The organism is Pseudomonas sp. SWRI18, assembly GCF_014268345.1.
Classification (GTDB): Bacteria; Pseudomonadota; Gammaproteobacteria; order Pseudomonadales; family Pseudomonadaceae; genus Aquipseudomonas; species Aquipseudomonas cedrina.
The window spans coordinates 214,320-237,318 of sequence record NZ_JACCQQ010000005.1 but is presented as its reverse complement, the minus strand read 5'-3'; the positions used below and the strand labels follow the sequence as shown (position 1 = coordinate 237,318).

General features: G+C 61.3%; 20 protein-coding genes. 8 read left to right on the top strand and 12 right to left on the bottom strand.

Translation table 11 applies throughout. From position 1 onward, the window contains the following. Positions 1-15: 15 nt before the first annotated feature. Entirely contained in the window at positions 16-1,053 is a 1,038-nt protein-coding gene (locus H0Z09_RS08645; RefSeq protein WP_186689668.1) for a dienelactone hydrolase, read from the top strand. On the opposite strand, the gene H0Z09_RS08640 is transcribed toward H0Z09_RS08645, so the two are convergent. The 3 genes from H0Z09_RS08640 to H0Z09_RS08630 all read right to left on the bottom strand — a co-directional run bounded on the left by H0Z09_RS08640 (position 1,047) and on the right by H0Z09_RS08630 (position 5,470). Beyond that, positions 1,047-2,222, bottom strand: a complete 1,176-nt coding sequence (locus H0Z09_RS08640) for an MFS transporter (protein ID WP_186689666.1) — start codon at positions 2,220-2,222, stop codon at positions 1,047-1,049. The two genes, H0Z09_RS08645 and H0Z09_RS08640, sit on opposite strands and share 7 nt — an antisense overlap. Positions 2,223-2,502: 280 nt before the next feature. Then, on the bottom strand, positions 2,503-4,089 hold the full coding sequence (locus H0Z09_RS08635; protein WP_074851754.1) for an ABC-F family ATPase: 1,587 nt from the start codon (positions 4,087-4,089) through the stop codon (positions 2,503-2,505). A gap of 142 nt (positions 4,090-4,231) precedes the next feature. Beyond that, positions 4,232-5,470 carry an MFS transporter gene (locus tag H0Z09_RS08630; RefSeq protein ID WP_186689664.1) on the bottom strand — a complete coding sequence of 413 codons (1,239 nt, stop codon included), beginning with the start codon at positions 5,468-5,470 and terminating at the stop codon, positions 4,232-4,234. A gap of 156 nt (positions 5,471-5,626) precedes the next feature. Here H0Z09_RS08630 and H0Z09_RS08625 point away from each other — a divergent pair, with 156 nt between their 5' ends. Further along, complete coding sequence (locus tag H0Z09_RS08625) at positions 5,627-6,439, top strand: class I SAM-dependent methyltransferase (RefSeq protein WP_186689662.1); 813 nt, start codon at positions 5,627-5,629, stop codon at positions 6,437-6,439. 138 nt (positions 6,440-6,577) lie between these two features. Here H0Z09_RS08625 and H0Z09_RS08620 read toward each other — a convergent pair whose 3' ends face one another. Beyond that, entirely contained in the window at positions 6,578-6,964 is a 387-nt protein-coding gene (locus tag H0Z09_RS08620; protein WP_186689660.1) for a TIGR03067 domain-containing protein, read from the bottom strand. 311 nt (positions 6,965-7,275) lie between these two features. On the opposite strand from H0Z09_RS08620, the gene H0Z09_RS08615 reads away from it, so the two are divergent. Both H0Z09_RS08615 and lpxO read left to right on the top strand, forming a co-directional pair. Further along, positions 7,276-8,592 (top strand): Wzz/FepE/Etk N-terminal domain-containing protein, encoded by a 1,317-nt coding sequence (locus H0Z09_RS08615; RefSeq protein ID WP_186689657.1) that lies wholly within the window; start codon positions 7,276-7,278, stop codon positions 8,590-8,592. A gap of 236 nt (positions 8,593-8,828) precedes the next feature. Next, positions 8,829-9,728, top strand: coding sequence for a lipid A hydroxylase LpxO (gene lpxO, locus H0Z09_RS08610; RefSeq protein WP_186689655.1), 900 nt, complete (start codon positions 8,829-8,831; stop codon positions 9,726-9,728). An 18-nt stretch (positions 9,729-9,746) separates the two neighbouring features. Here the strand turns inward: lpxO and ligD are convergent, their stop codons facing one another. Together ligD and H0Z09_RS08600 are read right to left on the bottom strand one after the other, a co-directional pair. After that, positions 9,747-11,681 carry a DNA ligase D gene (gene ligD, locus H0Z09_RS08605; protein WP_238340209.1) on the bottom strand — a complete coding sequence of 645 codons (1,935 nt, stop codon included), beginning with the start codon at positions 11,679-11,681 and terminating at the stop codon, positions 9,747-9,749. A gap of 3 nt (positions 11,682-11,684) precedes the next feature. Beyond that, positions 11,685-12,518, bottom strand: coding sequence for a Ku protein (locus H0Z09_RS08600; RefSeq protein WP_076952306.1), 834 nt, complete (start codon positions 12,516-12,518; stop codon positions 11,685-11,687). A 184-nt stretch (positions 12,519-12,702) separates the two neighbouring features. Between H0Z09_RS08600 and H0Z09_RS08595 the strand changes: the two genes are divergently transcribed. Together H0Z09_RS08595 and H0Z09_RS08590 are read left to right on the top strand one after the other, a co-directional pair. Then, the gene (locus H0Z09_RS08595) at positions 12,703-13,023 is read left to right on the top strand and encodes a hypothetical protein (protein WP_186689648.1); all 321 of its coding nucleotides are present in this window, start codon (positions 12,703-12,705) and stop codon (positions 13,021-13,023) included. Positions 13,024-13,035: 12 nt separating this feature from the next. Then, positions 13,036-14,193 carry a PQQ-dependent sugar dehydrogenase gene (locus tag H0Z09_RS08590; protein ID WP_186689646.1) on the top strand — a complete coding sequence of 386 codons (1,158 nt, stop codon included), beginning with the start codon at positions 13,036-13,038 and terminating at the stop codon, positions 14,191-14,193. Positions 14,194-14,372: 179 nt separating this feature from the next. On the opposite strand, the gene H0Z09_RS08585 is transcribed toward H0Z09_RS08590, so the two are convergent. Both H0Z09_RS08585 and H0Z09_RS08580 read right to left on the bottom strand, forming a co-directional pair. Further along, on the bottom strand, positions 14,373-14,852 hold the full coding sequence (locus H0Z09_RS08585) for a nuclear transport factor 2 family protein (protein WP_076952303.1): 480 nt from the start codon (positions 14,850-14,852) through the stop codon (positions 14,373-14,375). A gap of 54 nt (positions 14,853-14,906) precedes the next feature. Continuing rightward, a complete protein-coding gene (locus H0Z09_RS08580; RefSeq protein ID WP_186689644.1) occupies positions 14,907-15,470 on the bottom strand; it encodes a TetR family transcriptional regulator in 564 nt (187 codons plus the stop codon). A gap of 124 nt (positions 15,471-15,594) precedes the next feature. On the opposite strand from H0Z09_RS08580, the gene pssA reads away from it, so the two are divergent. Continuing rightward, a complete protein-coding gene (gene pssA, locus H0Z09_RS08575) occupies positions 15,595-16,938 on the top strand; it encodes a CDP-diacylglycerol--serine O-phosphatidyltransferase (protein WP_186689642.1) in 1,344 nt (447 codons plus the stop codon). A 189-nt stretch (positions 16,939-17,127) separates the two neighbouring features. Here the strand turns inward: pssA and efeO (H0Z09_RS08570) are convergent, their stop codons facing one another. The 4 genes from efeO (H0Z09_RS08570) to efeU are packed head-to-tail and all read right to left on the bottom strand — an operon-like array spanning position 17,128 to position 21,351. After that, positions 17,128-17,946 carry an iron uptake system protein EfeO gene (gene efeO / locus H0Z09_RS08570; protein ID WP_186689640.1) on the bottom strand — a complete coding sequence of 273 codons (819 nt, stop codon included), beginning with the start codon at positions 17,944-17,946 and terminating at the stop codon, positions 17,128-17,130. A 27-nt stretch (positions 17,947-17,973) separates the two neighbouring features. Then, the gene (gene efeB / locus H0Z09_RS08565; protein ID WP_186689638.1) at positions 17,974-19,278 is read right to left on the bottom strand and encodes an iron uptake transporter deferrochelatase/peroxidase subunit; all 1,305 of its coding nucleotides are present in this window, start codon (positions 19,276-19,278) and stop codon (positions 17,974-17,976) included. A gap of 14 nt (positions 19,279-19,292) precedes the next feature. Beyond that, complete coding sequence (gene efeO, locus H0Z09_RS08560; RefSeq protein ID WP_186689636.1) at positions 19,293-20,495, bottom strand: iron uptake system protein EfeO; 1,203 nt, start codon at positions 20,493-20,495, stop codon at positions 19,293-19,295. A gap of 10 nt (positions 20,496-20,505) precedes the next feature. Next, positions 20,506-21,351: an iron uptake transporter permease EfeU gene (gene efeU / locus H0Z09_RS08555; RefSeq protein WP_186689634.1), complete on the bottom strand. Its 846-nt coding sequence runs from the start codon at positions 21,349-21,351 to the stop codon at positions 20,506-20,508. 239 nt (positions 21,352-21,590) lie between these two features. Here efeU and H0Z09_RS08550 point away from each other — a divergent pair, with 239 nt between their 5' ends. Continuing rightward, on the top strand, positions 21,591-22,613 hold the full coding sequence (locus H0Z09_RS08550; RefSeq protein WP_186689632.1) for an AraC family transcriptional regulator: 1,023 nt from the start codon (positions 21,591-21,593) through the stop codon (positions 22,611-22,613). Positions 22,614-22,999: the final 386 nt, after the last annotated feature.

Sequence of the window (22,999 nt, the reverse complement as noted above, 5' to 3'; positions counted from 1 at the left end):
AAGGTGGACATCCTCATGATGCGTCTTTGTGCAGTCATGGTTCTTTCCCTGCTCGGCGGCCTGGTTTCAGTGCACGCCGCGCCCGCGCCGCACCCGCATTGGAGCGTGGGGTTCCATCGCATGACGTTTCTTGATCCGCTGGACCTGCAGCCGATGAAAGCCGTGGCCTTTTACCCCTCCACCGGCCTTGAGCACACCACGCAACTGGGTGCCTACCATGTGGCCGCCAGCGAAGACGCCAAGATCGCCATCGGCCGCTTCCCGATGTTGATGCTGTCCCACGGCAACACCGGTACGCCCCTGGCCTTGCATGACCTGGCCACGTCCCTGGCGCGCAAGGGCTTTGTGGTGGTGGCCGTGCTGCACCCTGGCGACAACTACAAGGACCACAGCCGCCTGGGCACGGTGAGCAATTTGTATGGCCGGCCGATCCAGATTTCCGAAGCGATCACCGCCACCCTGGGCGACCCTATGCTGTCACCCTTCGTCAACGTCAACCAGGTGGGCGTCATCGGCTACTCCGCCGGCGGCGAAACCGCGTTGATCCTGGCCGGTGCCAAGCCGGATTTCAACCGCCTGCGTCGCTACTGCCAGGAACGTCCCGAGGATCGCGATGCCTGCACCACCAAGGGCGAACTGGTCGTGGATCGCGACGATCTTCAGCCGCAATCCGACCCGCGTATTCATGCCTTGATGCTGATGGCGCCGCTGAGCCTGATGTTCGGCCGTCACACCTTGGCCGACGTGCATGTGCCGGTGCTGCTCTACAGCGGGGATGGCGACAAATTGGTGGCCGTGGACAAGAACGCCGCCGCCCTGGCGCGCAAGCTGCCCGAGCCGCCGGACTTCAAATTGCTGGCCGGGGCAGGGCACTTCGTGTTCATGGCACCGTGCGACAGCGATCAATTGGCGGCGATGCCGGCGATCTGCACCGATGCCGATGGGGTCGACCGCGAAGGGATTCATCGTGACCTGATCTCCGAGGCCGGGCGTTTTTTCAGCCAGACCCTCGGGCAATCCACCCGTGCCGGTCTGCAAACGGCCGATCAGTAAGCGCGACGCTTGAGCAGCAGGGTCACGCCCAGGGCGGTCACCGACAGCAGCGCTGCGCAGAAGAAGATCCAGCTGTAGCCGAGGTTCAGGGCTACGGCGCCCATCAACGGTCCGGCAATCGCCAGGGCCAGGTCAAAAAACACCGCATACGCACTCAGCCCCGCGCCACGGCTGCTGTTGGGGACTTGCCTGATGGCTTCCACGCCCAGCGCCGGGTACACCAGCGACAGGCCAAAGCCGGTCAGCCCGGCGCCGATCAACGCCACCCCGGTCGACGGCGCCAGCCAGAGCAGGGTGAGGCCGAGTGTCTCGATGCTCATGCAGGCAATCGCCGCGCGGAAACCACCGAAACGGCTGATCGCAGAGATAAACACCAGTCGCGACAGAATGAAGCACACGCCAAACACCGTCAGGCAGTACGCCGCGCCGGCCCAGCCGCGATTAAGGTAGTACAGCGTGATAAAGGTGGTCAGGGTGCCGTAGCCAATCGAGGCCAGGCACAGGCTGGCGCCAAACGGCGCGATACGCCCGAACACCGCCCGGAACGGCAACCGCTCGCCGCGCACCACCGGCACCGACGGTTTGTGGCGGATCAGCATCAGGCCCAACGCCGCCAGCACCGAGAGCGCAATGCCAAGGCTGTTGTAGCCGTACTGCGCCACCATGACCACGCCCAAGGGGGCGCCAATGGCGATGGCGCCGTAGGACGCGATGCCATTCCACGAAATCGACCGTGCGGTGTGCTCGGCGCCAACCTGGCCCATGCACCAACTGATGGTGCCGACGCCGATCAAGCCCTGGGCCACACCCAGCAGCAACCGTGCGACGATCAGGATGCCCAGGCTCAACGACGGCAGGCTTTGCGCCAGCGTGGCGAACAACGTCAGCACGCCACTCACCAGGATCCCGGCCAACCCCAACACAATCGCACGCTTGGTGCCGACGTTATCCGACATCCTCCCGGCCATCGGCCGGCTGAGCAGGGTGGCCAGGTATTGGCAGCCGATGGTGACCCCGGCGACTACGGCGCTGAAGCCCAGTTGCTCATGCACATAGCCTGGGATCACCGCAATCGGCAGGCCGATGCAGATGAACGCGATGAAGGTGTAGAAGACGATGGAAACGATCTGCAGGGTGATCGAGATTGAACTGGGGGTGGCGGCAGGCATGGGCATTCGTTCGCGGGCGGGCGGTGAGGGCATCATGGCAAGGGTGTGGGTGAAATGAAAGCAGGCTAACTAACCTGGCAGATAAACAGGAGAGCGGGCTTGTATGTGGCGAGCAGGCTTGCCCTGCGTTGGGCTGCGCAGCAGCCCCAATAAAAAAACACCGCGTTCTGCCTGGCAGAAACGCGGTGCCTGGTTTTAGGGCCGCTGCGCAGCCCAACGCAGGGCAAGCCTGCTCGCCACATAGAAGCTCTCCAGCCACAGGCATGCCGTCACACGGGTGTTAGAACACCACGCCTTGGCTGCGCAGGTAATCGTCATAAGTGCCGCTGAAGTCGATCACGCCACTTGGGCTCAGCTCGATGATGCGGGTGGCCAGGGACGAAACGAACTCACGGTCGTGACTGACGAAGATCAGCGTGCCCGGGTAGTTCTCCAGCGCCAGGTTCAGCGCCTCGATGGATTCCATGTCCAAGTGGTTGGTCGGTTCGTCCATGATCAGCACGTTCGGCTTTTGCAGGATCAGCTTGCCGAACAGCATGCGGCCTTGCTCGCCGCCGGAGATGACCTTGACCGACTTGAGGATCTCGTCGTTGGAGAACAGCATGCGGCCCAAGGTGCCACGGATCACTTGCTCGCCTTGTGTCCACTGGCCCATCCAGTCGAACAGGCTCATGTCGTCTTCGAAGTCGGAGGCGTGGTCCTGGGCGTAGTAGCCCAGTTCGGCGGCGTCGGTCCACTTGATGCTACCGGCGTCCGGGGTCAGTTCGTTGACCAGGGTGCGCAGCAGCGTGGTCTTGCCGATACCGTTCGGGCCGATGATCGCCACGCGTTCGCCGGCTTCGACCTGGAAGCTGAAGTCCTTGAACAGCGGCTTGCCGTCGAAGCCCTTGGCCATGCGATCGACGATGACCGCCTGGCGGTGCAGCTTCTTGGTCTGTTCGAAACGGATGAACGGGCTCACGCGGCTCGAAGGCTTGACCTCGGCCAGTTGGATCTTGTCGATCGCCTTGGCACGGGAAGTGGCCTGCTTGGCTTTCGAGGCGTTGGCCGAGAAGCGGCTGACGAAGGACTGCAGCTCGGAGATCTGCGCTTTTTTCTTGGCGTTGTCCGACAGCAACTGCTCGCGGGACTGGGTCGCCACGGTCATGTACTCGTCGTAGTTGCCCGGGAACAGGCGCAGCTCGCCGTAGTCCAGGTCAGCCATGTGGGTGCACACGCTGTTCAGGAAGTGACGGTCGTGAGAGATGATGATCATCAGGCTGGAGCGCTGGGTCAGGATGTTTTCCAGCCAGCGGATGGTGTTGATGTCCAGGTGGTTGGTCGGTTCGTCGAGCAACAGCACTTCAGGATCGGAGAACAGCGCCTGGGCCAGCAATACGCGCAGTTTCCAGCCTGGGGAGACTTCACTCATCGGGCCGAAGTGTTGCTCCAGGGGAATGCCCAGGCCCAGCAACAGCTCACCGGCACGGGATTCGGCGGTGTAGCCGTCCATTTCGGCGAATTCGGTTTCCAGCTCGGCCACGGCCATGCCGTCGTCTTCGCTCATTTCCGGCAGCGAATAGATGCGATCGCGCTCGGCCTTGACCTTCCACAGTTCTTCGTGGCCCATGATCACGGTGTCGAGCACGGTGAATTCTTCGTAGGCGAACTGGTCCTGGCGCAGTTTACCCAGGCGTACGTTCGGCTCCAGCATGACCTGTCCACCGGACGGATCAAGGTCGCCGCCGAGGATTTTCATGAAGGTCGACTTGCCGCAACCGTTGGCACCGATCAAACCATAACGGTTGCCGGCGCCGAACTTGACCGAGACGTTCTCGAAGAGCGGCTTGGCGCCGAACTGCATGGTGATGTTAGCTGTGGAGATCAATTACTTTACCTATCAATGGGTTGCGAGCGTGGCGGCAGGAGCCTTCAGGCATGCGTCAACAGCGACATCAAGGCGCGAAACCCGGTCGCTGAGCAGAAAATTTTGGATGTGTGTTGGAATTTGGCGCGCATTGTCGCATATGTCAGGCGACAGTTGTATGTCGAGCGAAGGAAGGTTTCGCCAAGGTCTCCGGCATCGCCAGCCACAACAGCGCCAGGGCCAGCGTCGCCACGCCGGCCAGGGTCAGGAAGGCCGCGTTGTAGCCGGCCTGTTGCACCACGAAACCGGCCAGGCTGTTGCTCAGCGCCGCGCCCAGGCCAAAGACGGTGGAAAGGGCGCCCAGGCTGACATTGAAGCGGCCGGTGCCTTGGGTCAGGTCCTTGACGATCACCGGGAACAGCGCGCCGAAGATGCCCGCGCCGACGCCATCGAGCAGTTGCACGGCCACCAGCCAGTACGGGTCGCTGGACAAGGTATAGAGCACACCGCGCAGCGGCAGGATCATGAAACCCGCCATCAGCAAGGGTTTGCGCCCCCAGATGTCGGCCTTGAGTCCGACCAGCCAGGCTATCGGCACCATCACCAATTGCGCGGCGACGATGCAGGCGGACGTCAGCGGCGTGGCCATCTGCAGGTTGATCCGGGACAGCTTCTGGCTGACCAGCGGCAACATCGCGGCATTAGCCAGGTGGAACAGGGCGCAGCAGATGGCAAACAACAACAGCGGGCGGTTCGCCAGCAACACACGAATGCCGGAAGGTTGTTCATGGTCGGTGTGATGGCCCGGGTGGAAGCCTCGCGCCACGTCATGGTCGATGGCCTGCGCCGACACGCAACTGATCGCGACGATACTGGCCAGCGCCATGAACGCCATCAGGTAGAACACCACCACGGGACCGAACAGGTAAGCCAGGCCGCCGGCCAACAGTGCCGCCACGGCATTGCCGGCATGGTTGAAGGTTTCGTTGCGCCCGGTACGGCGGGTGAAGGCGCGTGGGCCGGTAATGCCCAGCGAAATCGCACTGATCGCCGGCGCGAACACAGAGGCGGCAACGGCGCTGGCGGCCTGGGTCAACGCCACCAGGCTGAACGAACTGACGAAAGGCAGCAGCAAGCAACTGCCGGTTACCACGATGGCGGCCAGTGCAATCACCGCGCGCTTGCTGCGCGTGCGGTCAATCAGCGCGCCCGCCGGCCCCTGGGTGAGCAACGCGGCGATACCCGCCAGGGTCATGACCACGCCGATACTCGCCGGGTCCCATTGGTGCACGGCCAGCAAGTAGATGGCGAGGTAGGGGCCGAGGCCGTCGCGCACATCCGCCAGGAAGAAATTCAAGCTGTCCAACGACAACGCATTACGCAGGTCGGAGTGTCTGGCCACGGCGTGATCTTCAGAAAGCAGCGTTCAGGGGCTGAACACTCAGTGCGTTAATGACCCACAAGTCCCGGGTTAAGTTTCGCGCGCGCCTCGGGGTTTTAATCTGCGGGCACTTGGCTTATTTTCTGAGCCCCGCTTTATTGAATATCCGGAGACGCAATGGACATGCCCTCAGCCCGACAGGCGATTGCCAGCAACAAGGACGCCTGGGACCAATCCGCCCACCTGCACACGACCACCGACACCTGGAACGCGCTGCGCAACAGCGTGAGCGACCCCGGCTTTTCATGCCTGGACCCGACCCTGACCGGCCTGCTGCAAGACATCGGCGTGGCCGGCAAGGACGTGGTGCAACTGTGTTGCAACAACGGTCGTGAAACCCTCTCGCTGTTCGGCCTTGGCGCGCGCACCGCGGTGGGCGTCGACCAATCCCAGGGTTTCCTGCAACAGGCCCGTGAACTGGCCGCGCTTTCACCCCATGAGGCACAGTTCATCGAAAGCGATATCCACCAATTGCCGCAGGCGTTGCACGCACGCTTCGATATCGCCTTGCTGACCATCGGCGTGCTGGGTTGGATGCCGGATGTGGCGCTGTTCATGCATCATGTTGCGAGCACCTTGAAACCCGGCGGTACGCTGGTGATGTACGAAACCCATCCGTTCCTGGAAGTGTTCGATCCTCGCGCGCCAGACCCCTTTCGGCCGGCCAGCTCCTACTTCCAGCGCGAGCCCTTCGTGCTGCAGGAATCGATTGTCTACGAAGGCGAAGGCGAAGGTGCCGGCCCCACTTCCTATTGGTACGTGCACACCCTGGGCGACGTGATAAATGCCGCCATCTGCGCGCAGTTGCAGATCGGCCACCTGCAGGAGTATCCCCATTCCAACCGCGAAGAGCTGTACGACCGCTACGAGCACCAGCCTGCGCAATTGCCGATGTGTTTCACCTTGACCGCCACCAAGCATCCCGACTGAGACGGCTGTTTTCCAGGCGAAGAAAATCCCGCCAGGAGCGGCAGGCTAAGGGATCCACTGAAGTAGGCAGGCATCACCCTATAGACCGGAAAGTGGAGACGTTGGGAAAATACGCTCGCAAGTCGGATGGGGCGCCGATCAACCGCGACGCACGAAGGTGCGCATTGTTTGACCTGGGCCAGTACTGAATACGAGCGGCCTGGGCATGCTTTCATCGGCGGCAATGAACACGAACTCATCGCCATCGAGGCGGTAACTGGCGGGCAAGTGCTTGCCAGCGTCATCGCCCATGGCGTCGACCCAGGTAATGCGCTTGGGCACGGTGCTGCTGTCCAGGTAAAACCGGCCGGCCAGCAATACCTCGCCATCGACGGTCTTCACTTCGAAGCGGTCGCCGGTGATAGTCGTGATGGCGCCAGGGGCAGTGTGGGCATCGACCGGGTTGAGCACGCCACTGTCTTCGAGTGAGGTTTGCTCCCAGGTACCTTGCAGGGCTTGAAAATCCGGGTCTTGAAAGGATGACATATAAGTTCCTTGTGACTACGGGGCCACAGGGGCACCAGATATAGGGATTGCTGCTGTTTACTTATTCTGCCGTTCTATTTCAATTACAAGCTATTGAGCTATTTTTGCAGGATTTGGGAAGCGCTTCGCATTGGTCTGTTAGACGCGCTGATTATCGGGCTGGAATGACACCGTGTCATTAAAGTGAATTGTAATGCTGGTAAGTACCTCTACCGATTGTCGCGCGGGGCGAACGTTTCCGTTGTTTATTCAGTCATTATTTCTTGTGCGTGATTTTAAATAATGGATATTAACTCATCAGGGTATGAACTTTGAGTAACGCTCCTCAGCTACATCAAGCTTTACCTTCGGATGAAATCGATCTCTTTGAGCTGTTTGGTGCCATCTGGAAGCAAAAGAAGCTGGTCGTGGGTTGTACGCTCTTCGCCTGCCTTCTGGGAGTTGGCTATGCGTATCTGGCACCCAAGGTTTATCAGGTCAGCAGCGTGCTGCGCCCCGCCGCAATCAATGAACTGGACGCCCTTAATCGCTCCGAGGTCTACAAGCTGCCGCCGACCGATGCGCTGGCCAAAGTTGCCGCGCAATTGGATTCATATGAAACCCGACTGGGCTTCTTCAGGGACAACCCCGGACTATTCGACGCGTTCCAGCAGCCTGGGCGTAGCCTGGAACAGAGTTTTGAGGCATTCAACAACAACGCCGTTCACCTGGTGATCCCTGACCCCAAGAATCCAGACTCGCTCAACAATTACATCCGTCTGGAAATGCAATATCCCAGTGGCGTTGACGGGGCGGCAATTCTCAATGGGTTCGTGACCTACGCCATCACGCAGCAACGCGACCAAGTAGGCGCCGATCTCAAGGTCATCGTCAATAATCGCCTCAATGAACTTAAAGGCAAGATCGATGCGGCGCGCGCCAACTATGAAACGGGCAAGGCCTCGAGAATCGCCAAGTTGTTGGAGGCCGATGACGTCAAGCGTGCTCAGTTGCAAGACGAACTCAGCGCCTTGCGCCTGCAGATGCAAGCGCAACGTACCAGCCGCCTGGCCGAATTGGACGAAGCCATTTCCATCGCCAAGTCTATTGGTATTAAATATCCCACCACGCCTTCCGCGATGGCGGCCGAGGCGCGTACCGGTTCCGGCCAAGTGATGCGCACTGAAGTGACCAACCAGGCGATCCCGTTGTACTTCCTGGGCACCCAGGCGTTGGAAGCCGAGCGGGCCGCGCTGGCGCGGCGTACCAATGATGACTTCACCAACAACCGTGTTGCTGAAATCGGCAAGGAGTTGCGCATGCTTGAGGTCAACCGCGAGGTGGAAGTACTCAAGAGTCGCAAGAGTGAAGACATATTCCTGCAAGACGTTGAGCCTCTCTGGGCGGAGCAAGCGCGACTGCGAAGCCTGAATATCGACATGAGCGCCTTGAAGCTTGTAACGGTCGACAGGCAGGCCCAGGAGCCTTCGAGCCCGATCAAGCCAAAGAAAACCTTGATCATCGCCTTGAGCCTGGTGGCAGGGCTGATGCTGGGGGTATTGATGGCCTTAATTTGGCATTTCGTCCAGGCGCGGCGCCAAGCCGGACCATTTTCCGCACAGGATGAGCGTCGGTTGCCACACCGATAGGCACAGCTGAATCTTTGTCCGTAGTGAGCGGGCTTGAATCGTCTCGCCCCCCACAATTCTTGATTAACTTTTGGTTACAACTTGTGGCTAAATAACTGCACAGGGCACGCGCCGGGTTGCCACTCAGCCGGTCGTGCCGATTGTGTGAATTGTGATTTCAGGTACTGCTATCCAAACCTCGGCCGTTGTGGGCACGCAGGAGCAGCCGGTTTTCTTCTGACGTGTGACGACATCCCTTGAAGCTCATCATCGTTGTTCTCTACCTTGCCTCGATTACCTATGTACACCTACGTGGCCGGGTACGGCACAAGCTGGGCCGGCAGCTCAGTGATCATTCGACTTTCCTGGCGCCGATCAACTGTTTCCTCTACCTGTTCTCCAAGCTGCCCAGCCGACCTTATTTGTCGCCCAACGACTTCCCCGACCTGAGCCCGCTGCAGGAGCATTGGGAGGACATTCGCCTGGAAGGCCGGAACCTGATGCGTGCAGGTGAAATCAAGCGTTCGCAGCAATACAACGACGTGGGTTTCAACTCGTTCTTCAAGTCCGGTTGGAAGCGCTTTTATCTGAAGTGGTACGGCGACAGTCATCCGTCGGCGATGAAGCTGTGCCCGCGCACCACCGAGCTGGTGCAGCGTATCGGCTCGATCAAGGCCGCGATGTTCGCCGAGCTGCCGCCGGGCTCCAGGCTGGTGCGCCATCGCGATCCTTATGCAGGCTCGTACCGCTATCACCTGGGCCTGGACACACCCAACGATCCAGGCTGCTACATCAATGTGGATGGCGAGCATTACTACTGGCGCGACGGTGAGGCCGTGATGTTCGACGAGACCTACATTCACTACGCCGAAAACACCACGCAGCACAACCGCATCATCTTGTTCTGCGATATCGAACGCCCAATGAAGTACCGCTGGGCCGCCGCCTTCAATCGTTGGTTCAGCCGCACCGTGATGGCCGCGGCGGGTTCGCCCAACGATGCCGGCGACAAGACCGGCGGGCTCAACCGCGCGTTCGCTCGACTGTACAAAATTCGGTTGCGCGGCAAGGCGCTCAAGAAGCGCAACCGCGCACGGTATTACTTGGAGCAGTGGGCATTCTTCGCCGCGTTGCTCGCGATTTTCCTGCTGATCTGAGCCTGACCAGGGCGCCATTCACTCAGGCGGTTGAGCGCCCAGTTTGTCCCACATTTTCCGGCTGATTTTTTGGCGGTTGGCATACCCGGCCCAAGGATCGGCCTTCAAGCCGTTCAAGCGCTCCTGCAGGTTGGCGACTGTCCACTGCTGGGCGCCGCTCAGCCCTTCGAGTTCCTCGCGACTGACCGGCACCGACACCGGCAAACCCGGGCGCGCACGCACCGAGTACGCCGCTACCGTGCTGGCGCCCCGCGCATTGCGCAGGTAGTCGATAAATATCTTGCCGACGCGGTTTTTCGGCCCCGACGTGGCGGTAAAACGCTCGGGCAATCGCTCGGCCATGAACTGCGAGACAGCCTTGGCGAAGGCTTTGACGGTGTCCCAGTTATCGCGTCGTGCCAGTGGCACGACCAGGTGCAGGCCTTTACCGCCGCTGGTCTTGACGAATGTCTGCAGCCCCAGTTCGTCCAGTACCGACAGGGTCAGTTGCGCCGCTTCCACCATGGCTGCCCAGGGCAGTGCCGGGTCTGGGTCGAGGTCGAGCACAAACAGGTCCGGGGTTTCGATTTTGTCGGTGGTGGCGCCCCAGGTGTGCAATTCCACGGTACCCATCTGCACGGCGCCGATCAACGCGCGGGGGCTGTCGATTTCCATCAGGCGTGCATGGCCAGGATCAAGCGCCGGGTCCAGTTGCTTAATGTTGGGAATGGCCAGGCGTTCCGAGTGTTTCTGGAAGAACTGCTCGCCTTCGATGCCTTCCGGTGCCCTGAGCAGTGCAACGGGGCGATGCACCAGGAAGGGCAGAATCGATTGGCTGATGCTGTCGTAGAACTGCGCCAGTTGCTGTTTTTGCGTGCCGCTTTGCGGATCGATCACGCGGTCCGGGTGAGTGATCTTCACATCGGTGTCGGGTTGCTTGGCTGCTTTCATGGATTTGGCCGTTCGCGGTTGCTCATGAATGATCTGCGCGGCCGGTTTGTCGGTGCGCAGCGCGACAAACGCCGCCTGGCGGATGACGCCTTCGCGGGTCCACTCGGCGAATTGCACTTCGCCCACCAACGTCGGTTCCACCCAATGCACGCCACGCGTCTGGGCGCTGGTCAGCGGTTTCTCCAAGGGCGAAGCCTTGCGTTCAAGCGGCGTGAGTTGCGCGTAGATCGAGGTGAGCGCGGCTTGATCAAACCCGGTGCCCACGCGCCCGGCGTACACCAGCCCGGAATCGTCATTCACGGCCAGCAACAGCGCGCCGAAACCACTGCGCGAACCCTTTGGCCGGGTGTAGCCGACGATCACGAAGTCCTGGCGCAAGCGGCACTTGAGCTTGACCCAATCGGCACTGCGGCTGGACACGTACGGACTGCCCAGGCGCTTGCCGATCACGCCCTCCAGGGCCAGGTCGAAGGCGCTTTCGATAATGTCCCGGTGGTGAGCGGTAAAGGCTTCGGAGAAACGCAGCAATTTGCTTTTGTTGGCGCCCAAGGCCGCCTTGAGCTCGGCGCGCCGTTTCTCGACAGGCGCCTGGCGTTGGTCCTGGCCATTGAGGAACGGGGCATCGAACAGGTAGTAGACGATGTCCAGGCTGCGCCCGATATCAAAGGCGTTTTGCAGCGCCTGGAAGTCCGGCAGGCCATCGCCGTTCAGGCTCACTACCTCGCCGTCGAGCCAGCTGTCCTTGAGTTTGAGGGCCTGCAAGGCCTTGGTTTGGCGCGGCAGGCGTTCGGTCCAATCGTCACCGTTGCGCGTGAACAGGCGCACCTCGCCGTCGCGAATGCGCGCGAGCATGCGGTAACCGTCGTACTTGACCTCATATTGCCAGGCGCCTTCCGGTGCGCGGTCAACCAGCGTGGCCAATTGCGGGGTGAATTGCTCGGGCAGGGCCGCCGTGTCTTTCCGGGCTCTGGCTCGGGGCCTGGGCTTGCTGGCCTGGGCAGTCTGGTCATCGGGCTTTGGCATGGCTTAGGAGGCCTTGTTGGATTTCTTCGCGGCGGGCTTCTTGGTCGGTTTGCCTGCCAGGCTGCGCTTGAGCAGTTCCGTCAGGTCGATCACATCGGCCGACTTGCGCTCCTCGGTGTCATTGCCGGTTTCAACGTCCTCGATCTTGCCGGCCTTGGCCTTCTTGGCCACCAGCGCCATGATTTTTTCCTGGAAGCTGTCGCGGTATTCGTCGGGCTGCCACTCGGCGCTCATGTCTTCCACCAGGCGCTTGGCCATGTCTAACTCACCTTTGGCCAGGCTGGGTTTGGTCACGTCGCTGCCCAGTTCCAGTTCGTCCAGGCTGCGCACTTCGGCCGGCCATCGCAGCATCACCAATACCAGCGCCGATTCCAGGGGCATCAATGCCGCCAGGTGCTGCTTGGTGTGCAGCACGACATTGGCCAGGGCGACTTTGTCGGTTTTTTTAAGGGTTTCCCTTAGCAGCGCGTAGACCTTGCCGCCGCGTTTATCCGGTGCAAGAAAGTAAGGCGTATCGATGTTCTGCAAGGGGATCTGATCGCTGGCGACGAACCCGATGATTTCGATGGTCTGGGTCGATTTGGGGTGAGCCGCGCGGATTTCTTCCTCGCTGATCACCACATAGCGGCCTTTCTCGAAGGCCACGCCTTTGACGATGTTTTCCTTGGTGATCTCCTTGCCGGTGGTCTTGTTGATGCGCTTGTAGCCCACCGGGTCCATGCTGCGCTTGTCCAGCCAGTCAAAGTCGACACCTTGGGAGGAGGTGGCCGAAACCAGCGACACCGGGATATGCACCAGGCCAAAACTGATGGCGCCTTTCCAGATTGCTCGAGGCATATGTGCGATTCCTTGAGTAGGGGCTGTGTTCTGGTGACTCGGACGCTGCGGGAAAAGTTTCCCCGGGCAGATGCGCGGACAGATCGTGTTACACCTGATGAGAAACTATTTAGTGTCGAAAGCCGAACCCAGGGCGTAGCGTGTTATCGAAAGCACGTACTCGTCGCCCCAGAGAGACTTTGTCATGAACAGTTGCAGGCGTCACATTGCAGCGCTGTTGTTGGGCCTGGCCCTGGTGCCGGCGGCATGGGCACAGAACCTGCCCGGAAGCACCAACAACAATGCCAACAACGGCCCGATTCACCGGGCCAACCCCAACAGCATGCAGGGCACCCAGCCCAACGCACCGGCCATCCGCGGTATCCAGACCGGGCCGACCACGCCCAGGCCGACCCTGGAGAACCGCGGCATCGGCAACGGTTACCCCCGGCGCGATGCCGCGCCCAGCCGTCCGGCCACCCAACCCAGAACCCCCACCTATGACGCCAGCGGCAATCGCCGGTAAGGACCCAGCCTTATGTTTTTACGCAAAACCCTGCTAGCCGCGCTGTGCGCAACCACGCTGCTGCCGATGACGGTCGCCTTCGCCGTTGACGCCCAGCAGTTCCCCAGCGAACAAGGCAGCATCACCGCCACCCCGATCGCCAAAGGCCTCGACCACCCGTGGGCGGTCGCCTTTCTGCCGGACAAGCAGGGCTTTCTGGTCACCGAGCGTCCCGGCCACCTGCGCTTCGTCAGCCCGGACGGCAAGCTCTCCGCCCCGCTGACAGGCGTGCCCGAGGTATGGGCCAAAGGGCAGGGCGGTTTGCTGGACGTGGTGCTGTCGCCGGACTTCAAGCAGGACCGCATGGTCTACCTGTCCTACGCTGAAGGTGGCGGCAAGGGCGGTACGGCCGGCACTGCCGTAGGCCGTGGGCGCCTGGCGGCCGACCTGAGTGGCTTGAGCGATTTCCAAGTGATCCTGCGCCAGGAGCCGAAGCTGTCTACCGGCAATCACTTCGGCTCGCGCCTGGCCTTTGACCGCGATGGCTACCTGTTCGTGACCCTGGGAGAAAACAACGACCGCCCCACAGCCCAGGACCTGGACAAGTTGCAAGGCAAGGTCGTGCGCATCTACCCGGACGGCCGCGTGCCGGATGACAACCCCTTCGTCGGCCAACCCGGCGTGCGCCCGGAAATCTGGTCCTACGGCCAGCGCAATCCGCAGGGGCTGGCGCTGAACCCCTGGAGCGGCACGATCTGGGAGAACGAGCACGGCCCGCGCGGCGGCGATGAGGTCAACATCATCGAGCGCGGCAAGAACTACGGCTGGCCATTGGCAACCCACGGCATCAACTATTCCCTGACGCCGATTCCCGAAGCACAGGGCAAGACAGTGGAAGGCACGGTGGCGCCTCATCATGTCTGGGAAAAGTCGCCGGGTATCAGCGGCATGGCGTTCTACGATGCGGATCGCTTCAAGCCCTGGCAGCACAACGTGTTTATCGGCGCACTGGTCAGCCAGGAGTTGATTCGGCTGCAGTTTGATGGCGACAAGGTGGTCCACGAAGAGCGATTGCTGGGCGGCTTGAAAGCGCGAATCCGCGACGTACGGCAGGGGCCGGATGGCTTTTTGTATGTGCTGACGGATGAGGATAACGGTGTGTTGTATCGCGTCGGTTTGAACCAGGACTAAGCGGTATTTACCCTATTTGTAGTGAGCGGGCTTGCCCCGCGCTGGGGGGCGAAGCCGCCCTAATACAGTCACCGCCGATTTACAGATAAAGCCGAGTCGCCTGGTTTGGGGCGGCTCCGCCACCCAGCGCGGGGCGAGCCCGCTCACTACAGGGATATTTATGAGACAGCTTCAAAGGTCTACAGGCCGAGTTCTGAAAGCCCCGGATGCTCATCCGGGCGTCGGCCCAGCGGCCAGTGGAACTTGCGCTCGCTTTCCTTGATCGGCATGTCATTGATGCAGGCGAAACGGTTGGCCATCAATCCATTGGCGTCGAATTCCCAGTTTTCATTGCCGTAGGAGCGGAACCAGTTGCCTGAGTCGTCGTGCCACTCATAGGCATAACGCACCGCGATGCGGTTATCGGTGAACGCCCACAACTCCTTGATCAACCGGTAGTCGAGCTCCTTGGCCCATTTACGGGTCAGAAAGCCTTTGGCCTCTTCGCGGTTATGCGCGAATTCCGCACGGTTGCGCCACTGCGTGTCGAGGGTGTAGGCCAGGGACACGCGTTCCGGGTCGCGGGAGTTCCAGCCGTCTTCGGCCAGGCGCACTTTTTCGATGGCCGACGCGCGGGTAAACGGCGGCAAAGGGGGGCGTTTTTCTGCGGTCGATGACATGGGGCAATTCCTCCAGACTAAAAGTTTTATCGAGCGTTGTGTTGGGCTGCGGGCTCAAAGTGCAAATAAGGTTCGGGCCATGCATTGCGCGTTATCGGCAGCGGTCGAGTCGCCCATCACCAGGGCGACGGTAATGGCGCCATCGATCAGGATCAGCAGCTGCGCGGCCTGCCGTTCGGGGTCGGGGCTGCCATGTGCTTGACAGAGTTCAAGTGCGTACTCGAACAGTTTCTGTTTATGGGCCTTGGCCAGCAGACGTACCGGGTGCTGTGGGTCGCCGGTCTCGCCGCTGGTATTGATAAAGGCGCAGCCCCGGAAATCGGCGGTGCCGAACCAGGCCTTGAGGGCGCTGAACAGCGCCAACAGGCGCTCACCCGTGCCTTCGCTGCGTTCCACCTCATCGCGCAGCCACTGCAGCCAACGCTGGTCGCGGCGTTGCAGCGCGGCGATCACCAATTCATCTTTGTTGGCGAAATAACGGTAAATACTCTTTCTCGAGACGCCGGCGGTTTTCACCAGCAAATCCATGCCGGTGGCGGCGATGCCATGGCGATAGATCAACTTTTCGGTGACGTCGAGGATGATTTCGCGGGTTTCATTGCCGGTCTGCTCGTTCATGTTGCGCACAGTAGAACGATCGTTCTTCTTGGTCAAGCCCTCTTTTGCCGACCGCGCAGCGAGACCTGGGCACCCCCATGGTGTAAGCTCGGGACTTCCTCGGATTCGACCCATTGCGAGCCTTATGCCGTCGTTCTTCAAACGCTCTCTGTTGCCCAAACTGCGCGGTTTCCCCCTCACGCCCGAGGCGCTCCAGGTGCTGTCCGGCGCCGACGCGTATCGGCGCTGCCTGCTGGAAAAAATCGCCCAGGCCACCCAACGCATCTATATCGTCGCGCTGTACCTGCAGCAGGATGAGGCGGGGCAGGAAATCTATGACGCGCTGCACGCCGCCAAGGCTGCGCGGCCGCAATTGGACATCGTGGTGGTGGTCGATTGGCTGCGGGCCCAGCGCGGCTTGATCGGGGCTGGCAAGCAGCCGGGCAACAGCGCCTGGTATCAGGCCATGACCGAGCAACACAGCACCGAAGTGCCGGTGTACGGCGTGCCCGTGCAAACCCGCGAGCTGTTTGGCGTACTGCACCTCAAGGGCTTTGTGATCGACGACACGGTGCTTTACAGCGGCGCCAGCCTGAACAACGTGTACCTGCACAAGTTCGACAAATACCGCTTCGACCGTTACCACCTGATCCACAACAAACCGCTCGCCGACTCCATGCAGCACCTGGTGGAGCACGGCCTGGTTGCGTCCAAGGCCGTGCATCGCCTGGACCTGCCGAATCCGCCGACCACCCGCAGCCTGCGCAACGACATCGGCGACCTGCGTAGCCGTCTCAAGCACGCGGCCTACGACACCACGGCCGGGCAATTGCCCAATGGGCATCTGTCGGTCAGCCCGTTGCTTGGGGTAGGCAAGAACAATCCGTTGAGCCGGGTGATCCTTGAACTGATCGCCAGCGCCCGGGATCAACTGACCATTTGCACACCGTATTTCAACCTGCCGCTGCCGGTGACCCGTGAAATCAACCGGGCCCTGGCGCGCGGGGTGAAGATAGACATCATCGTTGGCGACAAGACCGCCAACGACTTCTATATCCCGCCGAGCGAGCCATTCAAGGTGATTGCGGCACTGCCCTACCTGTACGAAATCAGCCTGCGCCGCTTCGCCAAGCGCCATCAGCCGATGATCGACAGCGGCCAGTTGAACCTGCACCTGTGGCACGACGGCGACAACACTTACCATCTCAAGGGCATGTGGGTCGACCAGCGTTACACCTTGCTCACCGGCAACAACCTCAACCCACGGGCGTTCCGCCTCGATCTGGAAAACGCCTTGCTGATCGACGACCCCCAAGGCCAGTGGCTCGAACCGCGGCGCACCGAGCTGGCGCAGATTTTCCAGCACACCACGCGCATCGAGCGGTACCTGGACTTGCAAACGTTGCCGGATTACCCGGAGGCGGTCGGCAAGTTCCTGCGCAGGGTCAGCCGGGTGCGGATCGAACGGTTGCTGTACCGCATCCTGTAATTACCCCTTTCAACGCCTGACAAATCCTTGTAGTGAGCGGGCTTGCCCCGCGCTGGGGGGCGAAGCCGCCCCAAACCAGGCGACACGGTTTTATCTGTAACTCGGCGGTGACTGTATTAGGGCGGCTTCGCCCCCCCCAGCGCGGGGCAAGCCCGCTCACTACAAGTTCTTACTGCGTCCTCAAAGCGTTTAGTTCAAGCCCAACTTGCCGCGCAACATCGACAAATCTTCAGCCAGTGTATTGACGGGGCCGACCAGGGCCTTGCGGTCGTTTTCCTTGACCTTGTCGTAGGTCTCGAAGCCGCCGTCCTTGGTCTTGTACTTGGCCAGGACCTTGTCCACGCTCGCGAAGTTCTTGTCGACCTTGGCCAGGAAGGCTTTATCTTGCTTCTCGATCTGGCCACGGAACAGGTCGACGATTTTCTTCGCGCCGTCGATGTTGCCCTGGAAGTCATACAGGTCTGTGTGGCTGTAGCGGTCTTCTTCGCCGGAGATCTTGGTGGCGGCGACTTCCTCGAGCAGGGCCGCGGCGCCGCCGACGACTTTTTCCGGCGGGAAGGCCAGGCCGTCGACGCGGGTCTTGAGGTCGTTGACGTCGGTGTTGAGCTTGGCGGTCAGCGTTTCCAGGCCCTGGGTGCTGTTCTGCGAGAACAGTGCGTATTCGATGCGGTGGAAGCCGGTGAAATCTTCGGCGGTCACGCCTTTCTCGTGGTCATCCACGCGCGAATCGATGGACGCGTCGAGGTCGCTGAACAGCTCGGCGATCGGCTCGATGGACTCGTAGTGCACGCGGGTCGGCGCGTAGAGCTTTTTGGCGGTGGCCAGGTCGCCTCGGTTGATGGCATCGGTGAAGGCCTGGGTCTGGGTGACCAGCTCACCAATTTCTTCGGTGACGTAGATCTTGTAGTCCGACACCGGGCCTACCAGGTCCAGCGGCGCGGTCGCGGCGAAGGCCGCCAGCGGGGACAGGGTGATTAACAACGACAACGCAATAGTCGACTTCTTCATGGGACGGTATCCGCTCTGAGGGTTGTTTTAGGTATTGGCAGGGGTGTGAAGGTGCGTTGCGGCCAGCAATGTCCGCCCGATGAAATCATCCGGGCCCGCGACCCCCGGCAAACTGAAGAAGTACCCGCCGCCAACCGGCTTGAGGTATTCCTCCAGGGGCTCGCCGTTCAGCCGGGTTTGCACGCTGATAAAACCTTTCTCCAGATCAGCCTGGTAGCAGATGAACAACAGCCCCATGTCCAGCTGACCGTTTTTGTTGACGCCGTTGGAGTAGTTGAACGGCCGACGCAGGATCAGGTTGGCCTGGGTCTGTGGGGTGCGTGGGTTGGCCAGGCGGATATGGGCATCGAGCTTGGTCAACTTGCCTTGCGGGTCCTTGCTGTAGTCGGGCACCTGGGTTTCTTTGTCGCCGTCCATGGGCGCGCCGCTGGGCTTGATGCGACCGATGATGCTCTCTTGCTCTTGCAGCGGGGTACGGTCCCAGCGTTCGACGAAGTTGCGGATGATGCGCACGGCCTGGTAGCTGCCGTTGGCGGCCCAGGCCGGCTCGTCGCTGCCAGGCTGCACCCACACAATCTGGTTCATCGCTTTGTCGTCGTTGGAGTTCGGGTTGGCCGAACCGTCGCGAAAGCCCAGGAAGTTACGCGCGCTCTGCGCAGGCTCTCCAGGCTTGGCCGGCGCCTGGGGCGGCACGCTGCCTTCCTGCTTCCAGCGCACCAGGAGCAGGTCCGGCAGGTTTTTGACGATGTCGCGCAGGGCGTGGATATTGGTGTCGGGGGTGTTGGAACTGAACTGCAGGCTCAGGTCGCCGTGGCACTGCGCCGGCTCCAGCGCATCGTTGGGAAAGCCGACCATGCGGATCAGGCGCTTGGGCTTGGCGGTGGCAAGGCCAAAGCGCTCATCGAACAGCGACTCACCGACGGACACGGTGATGGTCAGGTTGTCCGGCGTGACCACCGGGCCCAGAATCCCGGAGTCGGTAGGTGGCAGTTTCGGGTCCACTTGCGGCACGGTGCCGCCGGTCATCAGGAACGCAATGCGTTCGTTCAGCGTGCGGAACAGGCGCTCCAGATCTGCACGGTCGCTGGCCAGCACATCGAATGCCACGAGCATGCCGCAGGCCGGACGCGGGGTCACGATGCCGCTTTGGTGGCGGCCGAAAAAGTCGTGGTGGTCCTGGGTTTTGTCGCTGCGCGGAGCGGTAGTCACTTGCTCGGCTGCGGTCGCCATGGCCGGGCAGGCCAGGCTGCCGCCGGCAATCGCGGCACCGGTGGCGGCCATGCCCAGCAGGACGCGGCGGCGCTGGAGATCAAACTGTTTTGAATCGCTCATGGGTGCGGTCGTCTTCACTGCAGGCCGGAAAGGCCAAGGGCGGGGTCGATTCCATCGAGTGCAACGGCCAGAGCCTTGGCCTTGTCGGCGATCTGCTTGCGCTGATCGGCGGTCACGCTGTCGTAGCGGCTGTACTGGCCGTCGACTTTCAAAGCATTGAGTTCGGCGTCGAGTGCCGCGAGCGCGCTGTCGATGTTCGTTAACAGCTCGGCGGCGGACTTGGTCAGCAATGGGCGCATCAGGTCGACCACCTTGTGGGCGGCTTGCAGGTTGCCGGCGAAACCATTCAGGTCGACGTGGCTGTAGCGTTCCTCTTCACCACTGATGGCGCGTACCTCGGCCAGGCTGTTGAGGTTGCGCACGACGATGCTCACCAGTTGCTCGGGAGGCAGGGGCTGGGCCAACAGTTGCCCTTTGAGGGCAGTGACGTCGGTCACCAACTGCTGCGCAATCGGGGCCAGGCCGTCGAGGCTGCGTTGTTGGAACAGGCTGTATTCCAGGCGGTGGAAACCGCTGAAGGCTGGGTCCTGTTCGCGCTTCTCGAAGTAGTCGGCGCGCGCGTTGATCGCATTGTCCAGCTGCGCCAGGCGTTGCGAGGCGGGGGCGAGTCGCTGGTAAGCCTCACGTGCCGGTATGTAGAGCGTTTGTGCCTGGGCCAGATCACCCGCGTCGATGGCGTGCTGCAGGGCGGTCGCGGCCTTGATCAAGGCGCTGCCCTGGCTGCTCAAGTACACGCGGAACTCAGACAAGGGACCGATAAACGCCACCATCGACGGCTTGGCCTTGGCCTGGGCGTCGGATGCGGCAGTCGGCGTCACGTGCAAGGTGCCGCGTGGGTTGCTCAACAGGCCGCAGGTGATCGCATAGTCGCCCGGCAGCAGGTTGGCGTTGATCACCTGGCTCAGGCCCGGGGCAATGTTTTCGCGTTCTTCGACCACCAGCACGCCGTCGAGAATTTCCCATTCCACCGCACGATCGGAGCGGTTGATGATACGGAAGCTGGCGCGCCCGGCGGGCACGCTCAGCTCATTCGGCTCGCAGGCGTGGCCATGGATGGTCACGGCGATTTCATCGTGGTTGGCCTGGCGTTTGCTAGCCGCCCGTTGCGAGGCGTAATAGAACAGGCCGCCGGCGGCGATCATCACGACCACCGAGCCCGCCACGGCCCAGCGCAGGGCGCGGGGCGGTGGCGCCGGTTGAGGAGTTGGGTTGGACAAGGTGCGGTCCTTACTGAGTGGAAACGGAAGAGGGCGTGGCGCCAGGCTTGGGCGGCGCGGCGGGCAGGAAGAACATCACCAGGGCCACCACCAGGTAAATCAGGTAGGCGCCGAGCGTGCTGAGGGTGGGGGCTTCCTGATAGCCGAACATGCCGGCCAGCACCGAGCCCAGCGGGCTGTCCATGGGTAACGCGGCGCTGAAGTCGAAGAGCACGGTTTGCCAGTGGTTCCACACCCCGGCTTCGTGCAGCGCCTGCACCGAATTGGCCAGAATGCCGGCGGCCACCACAAGGATGAACAGGCCGGTCCAGCGGAAAAACGCACCCAGGTTCAACCGCATGCTGCCGGTGTAAATCAGCCAGCCGACGATGATTGCCAGGACCAGGCCGAGCAGGGCGCCCATCGGTGCGCCCGGGCCTTCGCTCTGCTGGAACACCGCCAGCAGGAAAAACACGGTCTCCAGGCCCTCGCGGGCCACGGCGAAGAACACCATCAGGATCAGCGCGGTGACCTGGTGCCGGGAACCGGCCAGGGCGTGGTCCAGGGATTGGTGCAGCGAATGCTTGATCGACCGCGCTACTTTGCGCATCCAGAACACCATCGAACTGAGGATGCCCACCGCGACCAGGCCGACGATGCCCTCGAACAACTCCTGCTGTTTTTGCGGAAATTCGGCGCTGACCAACTCAAGGCCACCACCCACCAGCAAAGCCAGCGCGGCCGCGAGAAACACACCGACCCACACGGCCGGCATCCACTGGCCGCGGCCGGTCTGCTGCAGGTAACTGGCGATAATGCCGACGATCAATGCGGCTTCAATGCCTTCGCGCAGCATGATGAGAAAAGGAACGAGCATTCGGCACCGCAGCAGAACCAGGTAGGGTGCTAAGTTGTAACATAATGATACTCATTGCTAAACGAGAAATATTGACTTTAGCTGAACATAGGCTGAACGGTGTGGAGGCTTTCTCAGCGATGGCGGCGTGATGCCCGTTGCGCCAGACTTGGGGCGTCGACCGCGCGGCGCCTACTCTTTTACCGCGCGACTGCCTAAGATGGCGGCATTTCCCCCCCCACAGGGCACGCACCGCACCCATGCCGGACAAAGACACCATCTCCATCCACCTCGTGCGCGAAGCCTTGTTGCAAAGCTGCGCGTCCGGTGCAGCCAGTGCCGAAGTGTTGCACAAGGCCGGTATCGATCCCCAACGGTTGACCGAGCCCACCGCGCGTGTGCCGGCCACGACCTACGCACGCCTGTGGCGCCTGCTGGCACGACGCACGGATGACGAATTCTTCGGCATGGACCCGCGCAAGCTCAAGTCCGGCAGCCTGGCGTTCCTTTGCCGCGCGGCCATGGCGCAACCCACCCTCGCCACCAGCCTGGAAACCGGCCTGGGGTTCCTGTCGCTGATGCTCGAGCAACTGCCCGCGCAACTGGTGCGCCAACAAAGCCTGGCCGAAATCGTGTTGCTCGAGCCCGAGTCCGATCCCCGTCGCGCCTTCACCTACTTTACCTACTGGATGATTGTCCACGGTGTGGCCTGTTGGCTGGCCGGGCGGCGCATTCCGATCCTGGCCATCGAACTGCGCTGCCCGAGACCGGACTTCTGCGACGACTACAAGGTGATGTTCTCCGACAACCTGCGCTTCGACCGCCCGCGCACCCGCATGATCTTTTCCGCCGACTGCCTGGACTTGCCGATCAAGCGCAGCGCCGAAGAACTCAAACGCTTCCTGGCCCACGCGCCGGCCAACATCCTGGTCAAATACCGCGACCCCGACAGCCTGGCCAACCGCATCAAATACGACCTGCGCCACATGCCCCCCGACACTTGGCCGGAAACCGAAGGCCTCGCCGCCAGCCTGTGCATCTCCGCCTCGACCCTGCGCCGCCGCCTGGCGGAAGAGGGCCAGACCTATCAGGGCCTCAAGGACAGCGTGCGCAAGGAGCTGGCAATTGTCTGGCTGGCGGAAGCGCAGATCAGCTTTGCCGAGATTGCCGAGCGGCTGGGGTTTGCCGATACGAGTTCGTTTTATAAGGCATTTCGTAAGTGGAGCGGGTCGAACCCAGGGCATTATCGGAGTTTGATTTTGAATGAGGTTGCGCGCGTTTAGTCCTAAGTTTGAAGATCAGAGATATAGACACCGTCGTCCTTCATAAAAGTCTGAAGAGCTTTCCCGCAACTTTTTAGGAAGCGAGCGGCTACTCGTGTGTGAAAGGTCATGCATAGTAATGGCGTGGTTCTCGCCGATGTTCACTGGGTTCTAGTTAAGGTGCAGCAGTGAATAATCAGTATGACCAATCATCGTCCGTCTGTGAGGAACGCCTATGGGAAATGAAAGCCTGTGGTTGCTTTGTTGCATGCGTCGCATGCTGAGGATTTGATCATTTATTTATGAAGGTGAATTTATGAGACGTCTTATAGTGTTTCCATTTGCTTTATTGCTGGGATTGTCGTTTCAGGTGTCGGCGTTGTGCTTGTACGTGTCTGAAAGTTACA